Genomic DNA, 12,512 nt, shown 5'->3' with positions numbered 1-12,512 from the left:
CGGAGTGGCAAGCCCCGGCTGCTGGGTAGTTCTACCCATATCGCCCGGATCGGTGCCTCCCTACATTTCGAGTACCCGTGAAAAAACTCGATATGAGGAGTACCCATGCCTTCCCTGTCCTTCCGTGTGCTCGGTGGCGCTGCCGCCGTCTGTCTGGCCACCACCGCCCTCGCCTCCGCAGCCGCCGCGGATGATCCCGGCGGCACCGTCGTCGCCTCGGGCCTGGACAGCCCCCGCCACCTGACCGTCGCCCCCAACGGCGACCTCTACATCGCCGAGGCCGGCTCCGGTGGTGACGACTGCGTCGTCCTCGGTGACGACGGCGCCCCCGTGTTCGAGAACGGCGAGCTGCTCCCCTGCGGCAGCTGGGACCCGGAGGAGCACCCCGACTGGGGTGAGGTCGCGCTGGGTGACAGCGGTGCCATCACCCGGGTGTCGCACACCGGCAGCCAGGAGCGTGTGGTGACCGGGCTGCCCTCCGCGTTCCTCGACGGTGCGGAGGGGCTCGGCCCCAGCGACGTCTCGGTCAGCGGCAACAAGCTCATGGTCACCGTCGGTCTGGGCGCCCCGCCCGAGGCGCGGGACATGATGGTGGACCTCTTCGGCGACTTCTACTCCGGCTTCGCGACCGTCCAGCAGGCCAAGATGATGGGCGACCGGGTGGACGTCAACCAGGTGGTCGACCTGGCGGCGTTCGAGACGGCCAACAACCCGCACGACTCCGTCCTCGACACGAACCCCAACGCCATCTCCGCCGACGGCAACGGCTGGCTGCTGGCCGACGCCGGCGGCAACGACATCCTCCGTCTGGACCACCAGGGCGACCTGGGCCTCGTCGCCGTGCTGCAGAACGAGATGGTCGACGCCCCACCGTTCCTGGGTCTGCCGCCCGGCACCCAGATCCCGATGGAGCCGGTCCCGACCTCGGTCGAGCGCGGCCCGGACGGTGCGGTCTACATCAGCCAGCTCACCGGCTTCCCCTTCCCGGTCGGTGGGTCCTCGATCTGGCGGGTGGCGCCGGACGGCACGATAACCGAGTGGGCCACCGGGCTCACCAACGTCACCGACCTCACGTTCGGCCCGGACGGCAGCCTGTATGCCGTGCAGCTCGCCAACAACGGCCTGCTGTCCGGCGACCTCACCGGCTCCCTGCTGCGGATCATGGAGGGGTCGGACACCCACGAGGTCATCGCGACGGGGATGTTCGCCCCCTACGGGGTCGCCGTCCACCACGACCACGCCTACGTCACCACGGGCACCGTCGTCCCGGGCGGCGGCGAGGTGGTCCGGTTCGACCTCGACTGACCACGCTCCGCGCGAGCTCCTGACGGGCTCGTCGCGAGAGGCCACGGCGGGTGGTTCCCGGTCAGACCGGGAGCCACCCGCCGACGCGTGAGGGCGTCCCCGGTGCCTCAGTAGCCGCGGGTCAGAACCCGTTCCCGTGCGGAGGCGAGGGCCGAGCCGGACTGGCGCCGCGACATACGGCGCAGGGCGACCGGCGCCAGGACCAGGCCGAGTACCACCCACACCCCGAGCACCCCGAAGGTCTCCCAGGTGCGCCAGGACTCCCCGATCTCCAGGGCGACCGCGTCGGCCGGAAGGATCACCGACCGGAACCCCAGGCCCAGCCAGTAGACGGGGAAGACCTGCACGACCCACTGCAGCCACCCGGGCAGCGCGGTGACGGGGTAGAACAGCCCGGAGACCGCGCACAGGCCGTAGATGATCAGCGTCGTCCACAGCATCGCGATCGGTCCCTTGAAGATCGCGCCGAGCACCGCCCCGAGCGGGAGCATGGCGGCGATCGTCAGCACCGACAGCAGTAACAGGCGGACCCAGCCCCAGGCGGTGGTCGGTGTCACGCCGTCGACGAGGAACGAGGCCCCGACGACGATGACGGCCAGGGGGATCAGCGTGGTCACGAGGCTGGCGAAGAACTTGGCGATGAGGTGGCCGGTCATGGCGTGCGGGACGGTCTTGGCGCGCAGCAGTGTGCCGTCGTCACGTTCTGTCGTGATCTCGCTGGAGACGCCGAGCACCCCGCCGCTGATCACGCCGAACGCGAGGTAGGCCGGCACCAGGAACTGCCCCAGCGACAGGGCGGACTCCATCACCTGGGAGTCGCGTGCCCAGATCAGGACGACGAGCATGAACACGGGTCCGAGCAGCCCGAGGATCGCCAGCGGCGACAGGATCTGCTGACGCAGCTCGATCCGGGCCCGGCGCAGGCCGGCGCGCAGCACGGTGGGCACCTCAGGTCTCCTCTCGGGTCGCCGGCACACGGTCCGGAGCAGGATCGGGCTCGGGACCCGGCGGTATGCCGAGGGTCGCCGGCCCGGTGTCGGCGCCGGTCTCGACCTGGTGGACGAGGGTGAGGTAGGCCTCCTCCAGCGAGGCCCGCCGGACCTCCAGGTCGGCGATCTCACCGGGCCGGGCGAACAGGCCTCGCAGGTAGCCGACCGGGTCGTCCGTGGACTCGGTGTGGAGCTCGCCGTCGCGCCGGAAGCGGACGGAGGCGGTGGCGGACATCCGATGCCGCAGCTCGTCGGGCGTCCCGTCCGCCACGATCGACCCGCCCGCCAGCACCAGGATCCGGTCGGCCAGCAGCTCGGCCTCGGCCAGGTCGTGGGTGGTCAGCAGGATCGTGGTGTCCAGGTCGGACAGGGACCGGATCAGCTCGTGGAAGTCGCGTCGGGCCTGGGGGTCGAAGCCGGCTGTCGGTTCGTCGAGGAAGAGCACCTCGGGCCGGCCCAGCAGTCCGACCGCCACGTCGAGGCGTCGGCGCTCGCCACCGGAGAGGCGGTCCAGGCGCCGCTGCGTCTTGCCGGCCAGCCCGACCCGCTCGAGCAGGTCCGCGGTGGGCCAGGGGCGCGCTACCTCCGGCGTGGCGTAGTCGGTGTAGTAGAGACCCAGGTAGTCCAGGAACTCCTCGACCCGCCATTTGCCGTGGTCGCGCCAGGACTGGAGCACCACGCCGACGCGGGCCCGCCAGGACTCACCGGCCGTGTGCGGTGTCTCGCCCAGGACGCTCACCTCACCACCGGAGGGCACCCGGAACCCCTCCAGGATCTCGATCGTGGTGGTCTTGCCGGCGCCGTTCGGACCGAGGAGCGCGACCACCTCCCCCCGGTCGATGGTCAGGGTGACGTCGTCGAGGACGCGCGTCGCGGCATACTGCATCTGCAGGTTGTGCGTCCGGATCGCTGGAACGGACTCTGGCATCGGGCTCCCCTGCGGCCGCCGTGGGTGGTGCGTCCAACGTAGTTGACAGGGAACGTCCACAGGAACGGATATCTCGCTTTGGAGCCAGCGGCTGTGATGGGGTAATCTCGGGCGGCGCGTGTCCCTCGGGCACAGCACCCCCCGGGCCTATAGCTCAGACGGTTAGAGCGCTTCCCTGATAAGGAAGAGGTCACAGGTTCAAGTCCTGTTAGGCCCACCACGAACCGCAGACCCTCCGGTCTGCGGTTCTTGTGTTTCACGTGGAACGAGCCGGCTCGCTCTGCCAGGGGCCACCGCCGAGTCCCGGCGAGACCGCCGGCTCGAGCGATGGCCCATGGCGATGACTACCTCCTCTGGTGAGCTCTCACTTGAGGAGAACGATGGTCACCACCCGCTGGTGTTGTAGCGCCAGACAGACTTCACGGTGCCACCCGAGGCGTGAAAGCCACGCACCAGGTCATAGCCCGAGAACCACATCCACGGCACGTCCCAGTAGCAGGCCTCCATCGAGCCGTACGACACCGTCGTGTAGCCCACCTTTGCGGTCGGCGCCGCGTCCCCACCGACTGCGTTGGCAGCGGTCCCCGACAGCGCGGCGACCCCCACGACACCTGCCACTGCCATGCTGCGCACGATCTTCTTCATGAACGTTCCCCTTCGTCTTGGCTGCGCCGGCAGTCCTGAGTGCTGCCGGCCGGTGAAGGGACCGTCCCGTGGGCACAGGAGTTCCTCGCTTTGACAAATCCTGACGATCTCCGAACGCTGCGTTGACGGACACGGATGAGACCACGCCAGGTTAGGAACCAGCGCCCACCCGCAGGTATCCTGTGGGAGCACCACACCACCTCGAGGAGTCTTCATGAAGCGTCTGCTGGCCATGGTTGCCGTCGCGGCCGGAGTCCTCGCTGTGGCCAAGAAGCTGCAGGACGAGCAGGCCGAGCGCGACCTGTGGGCCGAGGCGACCGACGGGGTCACCGACGCGCCGCCCAGCAGCAACTGAACGACCCGCCGACCCCGGTCGGCACCCTTCGGGGCCTTGGCGCAATTGGTAGCGCACCTGCTTTGCAAGCAGGGGGTTAGGGGTTCGAGTCCCCTAGGCTCCACCACAGGTTAGAGGTCTTCCTGGTATCCGGGACGGCCTCTAACGTGCTCGTACCCAGATAGGTACTGGAGCGGCTACCGACTAGTGACTGGCCGCTTGTCAAGAATCCGCGTCGCGACGGCGTCGGCGTCCGCGGACACCTCGCACTCCCATACGCGTATGACGTGCCACCCCTGCTCTTGCGCCAGTGCCGTTGAGACACGGTCACGTTCGGCGTTACGGCGCATCTTGGACTCCCAGAGCTGGGCGTTGGGCCCGGTCCACGGGGTCTTCCGACCGTGCTCGGGGCAGCCGTGCCAGAAGCAGCCATCAACGAACACAGCGACATGCCGTCCGGGAAGCAGGATGTCCGGGGTGCAGCCCTTGGCCAGCTGGCGGTGCAGCCGAAATCGGCCACCCTGCGCATGGATCGCCTTGCGGAGAACAATCTCAGGCAACGTGTCCCTCTTGCGCCGACCGGCCAGGTGCCGGCCTCGCGTCGTGCTGACCCAGCCGGAAGCCACCGTCCAAGGCTAACGACTGGTTGCTGAGCCGTCGGGCCTGGCCAAGTAGGTCATGATCGGTGCCGTGCCATGACGACACGGAGGAAACCTTGGGAATCGAGTGTGGGCACGGCGTGGAACGGCGTGGTGCGCCATGTGCACGAAGACGGCAGAGGCGCCGACCTCGCGCGTAGGCGAGTACGGCTTCCACGATGGGCGTCCGACGCAATACCTGTTCGACGCCATCTGAGATGAGCTGAGGGACCCCCGGGCGCCGATAGGGTTGGGCAGCAGCCTCCCGTCGCGCGTGTCCATGAAATGGCGGTCAAGGTGGGCGTCCCCACTGTTCGATGCCCGAGGTCGGCGAGGCCCTGGCTGAGAAGGCTGGCCTGACCTTGGGTGCAAACTGTGACAGCCGGACTCGCGTTTCGGCGGTGGCTAGACGGTGACTATCGAAGGTCTGAAGGTCTTTGAGCACGTTCGCCCGACTTCTATCTCGGTGAACCCCGCCAGTTACCGTGGCTACGGCAAAGGTCCCACTTGTGGCTGAGTGAGGTCCGCGATGGTGGCCAGCTAAAGTCAGCCACCTCTGCTCGTGTCACCTCCGAGCTGAGCCCCCGAGCGGTGACGGTGGTTGGTGTCCAGCTGTCCTGACCGATGACCGCCCAGGGCGCTCCATGAAAAATATGAGGAATGAGTCAGACATCGGTGCCACAGACCAGTTGGCGGGACCCCGGGTGAGCAGAACCACCCCACGCATCACGCCTCTACGGTTCCAGGAGATTGCCGAAAGCCTGGACCACCCTGTTGGCCCGAACCTGCAAGTCACCCCCAACACCCGTGTCGTGACCACCTCCGCCGGACCCGCTGCGCGACCAAACAACCAGTGGAACAATCCGGCAGCGACGCCGGGCGCTCACCCCGGCCCGAACCAGGTCGGTAGATCGTGGCTAATGCGAAAGAACCGCTTCCCCTTCAGTTCGAGAATGAGGCCACAGCGCCTTGGCTATCAGTGCCGGGTCCCGAGGTATCGGAACTGGGTCTGGCGCGCGGAAGTAGACCGCTGCCTGCGCCCTCCGTGGTGCAGATTGCCCCTATCCGGCTAGGAGGGATGCATTAGTGTGTTGTCTGTCAGGAGATGGAGCGGCTGAACGGGGGTGGACGGTGGCCAAGTCGAGCAGTTCCGACACGCCTCCACATGTCGCAGACATGATCGAGCGGAGGTGGCGCGGGGACACACTCAGTGAGATCGGGGCTGCTCATGGATTGACGAGGGAGCGGATTCGCCAACTGCTCAAGAAGCACGGCGGGCCGACTGGGCAAGACGTTCGAGAGCGTCGCGAGGCCCGCGATCTCGAGGAGCAACGAAAACGTGAAGCCGCCGTTGCTGCTGCAGTTCGCGATGCTCTGGATCAACGCACGGCAAAGACAGTCGTCGAGGTTGCTGAGGTGACCGGATTTGATTCAGCAGATGTCTCCAAGAACTGGCCGCAGGACCTGGACTACTTGCGCCTGCATGCGCCAGGGAACTACGATTACCAGTGGTCGGATGAGGCGATCCTTGACGCGATCCGCGAGGCGGCGTTGTACGAGTTTCCACTGACTACGAAGGATTACGGCGAACTGTTATCGCAAGGGCAGGTTCAGGGGCCGTCGATGCCGCGAATCTGGCAGCGCTTTGGATCCTGGACCTCAGCATGCGAGGCCGCAGGCGTCGTCCCCGGAAAAACCATGCGATCGCACTACGAATCGCGCTGGTCGGACGACGATCTGCTCCAGATTGCTCGCCAATATCTCCTAGATCCGAACGTACCAACTTCAGCTCGGTACTTCGACGAGTGGAGGCGGACGGTTGCTCCAGACGGACCTTCTTTCCAGACTCTTCGCAACCGTTTCGGTTCCTGGACCGAAGTGAAACGACGCGCTCTCGCGCAGGGGGGGCAGACCACATGAGCGAGATCGAGAGACTCGATGGGGTACTCGCAGGTACCATCGACGAACAGACTCGTAATGGCATATGGGAGTCCGTGAAGGCGATCCTCGAGCAGGGTCCACAGGAAGGAACCTCCACTCAGTCCACCGTGCTCGCACTCGGCTACGTACAGTCCGGAAAGACGACCTCCATCACCGCCCTCGCCGCAACGGCTGCCGATGCTGGCTACCAGGTAATCGTTGCGCTTCTCGGCTCGACCAACCTCCTCCTCGACCAGAACAGTGAGCGTCTGGAGGCTTCCTTGGGCATCACGACCAGGTCCGACTACGTCTGGGTCAGTGAGACTAACCCGGCGACCGATGCAGCAGGTAAGAAACTTCGAAAGTTTGTTGACATGGGGCGTGTGTGCTTGGTGCCGGTCCTGAAGCATGCCGGTCGCATCCGAGCAGTCGCGAAGCAACTGGAGAAGATCCCTGACGACCTCCGTGTCCTCATCATCGATGACGAAGCTGATCAGGCGTCGTTGAACACGAGCAAGGACGCAGAGAGCCGCACCTACTCGGCAATCCGGGAACTTCGCAAGGCCGTGCCGAGCCACCTCTATGTGCAATACACGGCGACGCCCTACGCGCCCTTGCTTCTCGACGCGGCGGATATCCTCAGTCCCCAGCACGTGGAGTTCCTGACACCAGGCAAGGGCTACACCGGAGGAAAGGAGTTCTTCATCGACAACGCGGACCGCGTTGTTCGCAACGTCCCGCTCCTGGACGAGCAGGCATCGAAGACACCACCGCTGCAGTTGCAGAAGAGCCTCCACCATGCGCTCGCATCATTCCTGGCGGGATCCGCCCTGCTGCTCCTACACGATGCCGCGAGCCCTCCGATCAGCATGCTGGTGCACTCCACGGCGCGAAACGACGTGCAGGCGCGATATGAGTTCCTGATTCGCCGGCAACTTGAGCAATGGAGAAAAACCATTGTGTCGGGAGAAATAGCCACCGTTGCGGACGTTATCCAGGAGGAGCGTCGCCGCATAGTGAGCAATGGAGCCGAGGACGTTGACGACCTAGACTTCGTGGACAAACTCAAGGTTGTGATCTTCGAGGCGATGACGTGGCTAGTTAACAGCGCGGCAGACGTCAACAAAGTCGACTGGCACGTTTCGCCGATCCACATTCTGGTAGGTGGCAACAAGCTCGATCGCGGCTTCACCGTCGAGGGACTGACCGTCACCTACATGAATCGACCTGCAAGCCCTCAAGTCGACACCTTGGAGCAACGCGCTCGTGCGTTCGGATACCGAGGCGACCTGTTGCCGTACTGCCAGTTCTTCGCGAGCAAGAAGACGGTCAGGTCATTGACCGAATTAGTCCACACGGAGGAGGACCTTCGTGCGCGCCTACGGGATCACGTCGAGAGCGGTGGGTCAGTGCACACTTGGGCGCGCGAGATCGGACTCCTGTTGCCAGAAGATATGACACCGACCCGCCCGAGCGTGGTGACAGCGCTGTCAAAGATGGGGCTTGGCTGGCACCAGATGCGGACGCCGTCCCGTGTGCCTGAGGACACTGCCTACAACCGCAGTCTGCTCGCGCAACTTGGCCTGATGGATGCCCCGCACTCGCCCCAAGGCCGGCTGTCCTTCCGTACGATCCACTTGGATTCAATCGAACCCATAGAGAAACTACTCAATGAATGGGCGCGCCCGCCGTACAGCCCGGGCTGGCTTCACGACGAGTTCGTCGACGCTGTCATTCGTGGATTCGCGCAGCTCAAGCGGGCCACCGTGATGCTAATGGAGGACGGAGACGGCCCACGGACCCGCAAGTGGTCTGGTGATCTTGGGTTCGTCAACCTCTTCCAGGGCCGGGACTTGAAGCCCCAGCCAAACGGCGACTACTACCCGGGCGATCGGTTCGTGGAGAACCTTGAGACGGAGCCGAATCAAATTGTCATCCAAGTCCATCGCACGCAGGTGCGACAACATGAAACCGACGGTGAGGTGTTGGCCCTGGCTATCTACCTCGGATCCGGGCTGGTAGTTAGAAAGGAATCGAATGTCTAAGTCCATTCCAGTCAGCGCAGGGCGGTCAGGCAGCGTCCCTCTGTCGGCACTCCGGCTTGATCCCGAGAATCCGCGTATCCCGGAGACGCATCGGACCAAGGACACTGCGGAACTCGCCACTCTTCTGGAGATGGGTTTTGAGGCTTACCCAGTCGCCCAGTCGATCGCGGAGTTGGGGTTCTTCAATGCAGAACCCCTGATCGTCATCCCGAACGCCGATGAGGCGAACACGTGGATCGTGGTAGAGGGGAATCGGCGCCTGACGGCTCTTGTCGGGCTGGCGTACCCAGACATTCGCGCTGGGTTCGCGACACCGGATCGGTGGGAGAAGCTCGCGTTCAAGCGGCCCATCAGCCCTGACATGGACGTCCCCGTCGTGATACACGACTCGAGGGACACAACTCACGCCGAGATTGCTCGCGTCCACGTCGTGGGGAAGTTGGGCTGGCGGCCATTCATGCAGGCGAGGTACATCGCTGCCCGAGTAGCCGAGGGTCGGACCTTGCACGAAGTTGCGGACCTGATCGGGATTCCGAAGAGCAAGGCGTCCGACCTGTACCGCGATCAGGCAGTACTTACCCAAGCAGCAAACCTCGGACTTGAAACCTCGCAGGTAGAGAGCGCTTTCTCACTTCTGACCGTGGCGATGGGAAGCACCAAGATCCGCAACCACGTGGGCGCGCCATTGGGATCGCAGACAGTTGTTGGACAGGACCCCGTTCCGGCAGACAAGGCCGCTGCGCTCAAGGAAGTCATACAATGGGTATTTGGCGATGATGAACACGAGTCGCTCATCTCGGATTCTCGGCAGATCTCGCAACTCGGCAATGTCATCGCCTCGGATGTCGGACTTGGAGCGCTTCGAGAAGGAAAGACGCTCGAGGAGGCGAAGCAACGCATTCAGGAGAAGGGACTAGACCCACTAAAGGCGCTCACCCTTAAGTTGAATGCAGCCAAAAACTCGCTGACAGCGGCGAGTAGCGACATCGCTGAGTTCGCCGCTGACATCGAGATCAAGAAGTTGGTTGACGACATCGAATCGCTCGTCGGAAGCATCCGGTCGACAGTGGACGACATCGAGGCAGAGTCAGGTCTTTAGGGTATGGTCGACTTGGAGGTTTCGACAACGGAAGCAGTAGCAGACTGGATTGAGACAAGCCTCTTGGCGAGTGCCTCAGGGCACTTCGGCCGGGACAAGTTGGACGACCTTGCTAGCGTTGAGATCGGCGCTTCTCGAGCGAAGGTGGCGATGGCCCTCGACACGATGGCTAGGCGGTCGAGCGTGCTCGGGGACTCCTACCCCTTTGCGGCCAGTGACATTGCAGTCCTACGCAAGAAGAGCCGACATGCTGCCGAGTACACGTCGCTTCTCTACCTCACCCCGGGATCAGTTGCCCGTCAGACTGTGCGCTCGACGGATACAGCGGTGATGGCTGAGTTGCTGGAGGTGATCAGCGAGGTCGCACTGGCAAACTTCTGGGGTCACGGCGGTCAAGCGCTGTCGTTCGGATACCCCTCAAGGCATGGCCGCCCTGAGGCGTTCGATCAAGCGGTGATCTGGTTGGCCGAGAAGATTGGGCTTGAGGCCGGAAGGGGATACCGACCGCCACGTCGCAAGGACGGCGGTGTTGACGTCGTCGCGTGGCGCCAGTTCGCCGATCGGCGTCCTGGCTTCCCGGTAGCGCTGGCACAGTGCACGATCCAGGCAGAGACGTTCACCAAGACGTCGGATATTGATCTCCGCCTCTGGGCAAGTTGGCTTGCGATGGATAGCGACCCACTCAGTTTGTTGGTCGTTCCGGGAACGATTCGGTCGGCTGGACCCGAGTGGCGTCAGTTGACCACGGTGGTCATGGTCATCGACCGAATCCGGGTGATGGATCTTTTGGGTCGTGGGACCGGCGAAGGTATCGATACTGGCTGGTCCGCCGAGACGACGGCCGCGCTGAGACCCGTGTTGAGATCGGCAGAGTTGTGAGCACTAAGGCAGACATTGTCTGGGGGATCGCCATCAAACTTGGGGTCGAAACACCGAAGATGTCGACTGGATCGACCGAGCCGCGAGAGATCTTCGAGATAGTGAATGACTGCTTGGGCCTGGGCATCGATGCACGGCTTACGAAACAGGAAATGGCTCGAAAGATCGTCGAGGCCGCCGGGATGCCATGGAATGCTGACTATGAGTCTAGGGGCGGCACGGTGACCAAGGTCGGTCTCGCGGCAGTCCTCGAGGCAGTAGAGTACTTCGTCGCTTAAGGACCTCTCTCAACCTGCAACGCGTTGCACTGCGTCTGAACGCCGTCGCCTGAGAATGACCTCGCGGTGTGGCTCACGGTAGCGTTCGATTGCGGAGTCAGGGCTCATCTCAGATTGCACCACGGCTTGTGCGAGGCGGGGCGCACGACGACGCACTGCGTCCAGTGAGCGAAGAACATGTTCGCGGAATACGTGATACGCGGCCCCGACATTCACGCCGTTGCCTAACTGCTTGTACGTGGCGGAGTCAGGCTGGTTGCAGAAGTCGAACCACTCTGGGAGACCCTGGAGTCGAGCGGCCTCTCGTGGGGATAGCCTGCGGAGACGATCACCGAGAATGCTTGTTTGGGTGATTGCCACCAAAGCAGGGACGTACGTCGCCTGTTTGACGCGCAATCCAGAGGGGCGCAGGTGCATCACTGTGTCCACAAGCGACTCGGCATTCTGCGCCTGCCACTCGAATTTCCTTCGAGACGGCGGGAAATCGCGGAGGTAATTCCAACGAGAAAGCCAGGACTCGATGAGTTCTTCATGCTCGGTGTAGAAGGCTGCGTTCTTTCGAAGGAACGCTGCCTTCCAGGCCGGGGTTCCCGGTGAAACCACTAGGTGGCTCTCGTGGACGAACGCATCAACCCACACCGGGAAGCCGGGCAACTTCTTGACTCCGGCAGCTCGGAGCGTGACCACGAAGTCGTTCCACGCCTCGACCCATGTCCTCTCCGCCGGACCGAGGTTCAGGTGCAGCTGGTTTTCGAGTTCGCGGTCTGGTTGGATCGGCAGATGTTCCGCTAGGTCCCATTCGGACGGTGACCATCCGTCAACAGGTAGATGGGGCACGGATGGCTCAACATCGACGAACGAACTGCTCGTGCCGACATATGTCGCCATGATGAATACGCGGTCACGAATCTGCGGTCGCCCCCCGCGTTCCGGCGGAAGAAGGTGCGGCGAGAAGACGATCGGTCGGGACGCTACCTGATAGCCGAGTTCGCGGAGCGAGCGAACGATCACTTCCCACTCGTGCTTGTGGCGCGGTCCGTATATGTTGCGGACGTTCTCCAGTAGTACGACGGTTGGTCGACGGGCCTCCAGGATACGGAGGATGTTCCAGAACAACGTGCCGCGTGCTTCGTCCATGCCCCGCTGGAGGCCTGACTTTGAGAACGGCTGGCAGGGGAAGCCAGCGGCAAGGACGTCGTGCTCAGGGACGCGCATCGTCGACTCGGTGTCGTTAACGATGTCGCCGTGAGCCGCCATCCCCCAGTTGCGTTCATAGACTGCAGCGGCTTCAGCATCCTTCTCGACTGCATACACGCACTCGCCGCCGACGGCGCCGAGCGCGGCGTGGAAACCGCCTACTCCGGCGAACAGATCGACAAACGTAAACGGTGCCGTCGGTGTGTTCACGTCAGCTACAGTAGCTGACACATAGTCCCGTCGCAAGTACTTCCT

General features: G+C 63.8%; 12 protein-coding genes and 2 tRNA genes. 9 read left to right on the top strand and 5 right to left on the bottom strand.

Annotated elements, in window-relative coordinates:
- Positions 1 to 105 precede the first annotated feature (105 nt).
- Complete coding sequence (locus DA085_RS09415; protein ID WP_109472710.1) at positions 106 to 1,305, top strand: ScyD/ScyE family protein; 1,200 nt, start codon at positions 106 to 108, stop codon at positions 1,303 to 1,305.
- Between the two features lie 107 nt (positions 1,306 to 1,412).
- Here the strand turns inward: DA085_RS09415 and DA085_RS09410 are convergent, their stop codons facing one another.
- The gene (locus DA085_RS09410) at positions 1,413 to 2,252 is read right to left on the bottom strand and encodes an ABC transporter permease (RefSeq protein ID WP_161958468.1); all 840 of its coding nucleotides are present in this window, start codon (positions 2,250 to 2,252) and stop codon (positions 1,413 to 1,415) included.
- A gap of 1 nt (position 2,253) precedes the next feature.
- On the bottom strand, positions 2,254 to 3,222 hold the full coding sequence (locus tag DA085_RS09405) for an ABC transporter ATP-binding protein (protein ID WP_202619173.1): 969 nt from the start codon (positions 3,220 to 3,222) through the stop codon (positions 2,254 to 2,256).
- Positions 3,223 to 3,365: 143 nt separating this feature from the next.
- Between DA085_RS09405 and DA085_RS09400 the strand changes: the two genes are divergently transcribed.
- A tRNA-Ile gene (locus DA085_RS09400) sits at positions 3,366 to 3,442 on the top strand.
- A gap of 164 nt (positions 3,443 to 3,606) precedes the next feature.
- On the opposite strand, the gene DA085_RS09395 is transcribed toward DA085_RS09400, so the two are convergent.
- The gene (locus DA085_RS09395; protein WP_109472708.1) at positions 3,607 to 3,867 is read right to left on the bottom strand and encodes a hypothetical protein; all 261 of its coding nucleotides are present in this window, start codon (positions 3,865 to 3,867) and stop codon (positions 3,607 to 3,609) included.
- A 214-nt stretch (positions 3,868 to 4,081) separates the two neighbouring features.
- Here DA085_RS09395 and DA085_RS21325 point away from each other — a divergent pair, with 214 nt between their 5' ends.
- Together DA085_RS21325 and DA085_RS09390 are read left to right on the top strand one after the other, a co-directional pair.
- Positions 4,082 to 4,222 (top strand): DLW-39 family protein, encoded by a 141-nt coding sequence (locus DA085_RS21325; protein WP_202619172.1) that lies wholly within the window; start codon positions 4,082 to 4,084, stop codon positions 4,220 to 4,222.
- Positions 4,223 to 4,252: 30 nt separating this feature from the next.
- Positions 4,253 to 4,328 (top strand) — tRNA-Ala (locus DA085_RS09390).
- A 70-nt stretch (positions 4,329 to 4,398) separates the two neighbouring features.
- On the opposite strand, the gene DA085_RS22015 is transcribed toward DA085_RS09390, so the two are convergent.
- Positions 4,399 to 4,827 (bottom strand): very short patch repair endonuclease, encoded by a 429-nt coding sequence (locus DA085_RS22015; RefSeq protein WP_109472707.1) that lies wholly within the window; start codon positions 4,825 to 4,827, stop codon positions 4,399 to 4,401.
- Positions 4,828 to 5,970: 1,143 nt separating this feature from the next.
- Between DA085_RS22015 and DA085_RS09380 the strand changes: the two genes are divergently transcribed.
- Genes DA085_RS09380 through DA085_RS09360 form a run of 5 tightly spaced genes read left to right on the top strand, consistent with a single transcriptional unit; the run spans position 5,971 to position 11,060 of the window.
- A complete protein-coding gene (locus DA085_RS09380) occupies positions 5,971 to 6,759 on the top strand; it encodes a sigma factor-like helix-turn-helix DNA-binding protein (protein ID WP_154402151.1) in 789 nt (262 codons plus the stop codon).
- Entirely contained in the window at positions 6,756 to 8,804 is a 2,049-nt protein-coding gene (locus DA085_RS09375; protein ID WP_161958467.1) for a Z1 domain-containing protein, read from the top strand. The genes DA085_RS09380 and DA085_RS09375 overlap by 4 nt, the downstream gene beginning before the upstream one ends.
- Positions 8,797 to 9,903, top strand: a complete 1,107-nt coding sequence (locus DA085_RS09370) for a hypothetical protein (RefSeq protein ID WP_154402150.1) — start codon at positions 8,797 to 8,799, stop codon at positions 9,901 to 9,903. Before DA085_RS09375 ends, DA085_RS09370 begins: the two co-directional genes overlap by 8 nt.
- A 3-nt stretch (positions 9,904 to 9,906) precedes the next feature.
- Complete coding sequence (locus DA085_RS09365) at positions 9,907 to 10,782, top strand: hypothetical protein (RefSeq protein ID WP_109472703.1); 876 nt, start codon at positions 9,907 to 9,909, stop codon at positions 10,780 to 10,782.
- Positions 10,779 to 11,060, top strand: coding sequence for a hypothetical protein (locus DA085_RS09360; protein ID WP_109472702.1), 282 nt, complete (start codon positions 10,779 to 10,781; stop codon positions 11,058 to 11,060). Before DA085_RS09365 ends, DA085_RS09360 begins: the two co-directional genes overlap by 4 nt.
- Positions 11,061 to 11,069: 9 nt before the next feature.
- Here DA085_RS09360 and DA085_RS09355 read toward each other — a convergent pair whose 3' ends face one another.
- Positions 11,070 to 12,467, bottom strand: coding sequence for a DNA cytosine methyltransferase (locus tag DA085_RS09355; protein WP_109472701.1), 1,398 nt, complete (start codon positions 12,465 to 12,467; stop codon positions 11,070 to 11,072).
- Positions 12,468 to 12,512: the final 45 nt, after the last annotated feature.

It is taken from the genome of Ornithinimicrobium cavernae, from assembly GCF_003121625.1.
Taxonomy (GTDB): Bacteria; Actinomycetota; Actinomycetes; order Actinomycetales; family Dermatophilaceae; genus Ornithinicoccus; species Ornithinicoccus cavernae.
Note: the sequence above shows the minus strand (reverse complement) of the source record. Positions and strands in the feature narration are given on the sequence as shown.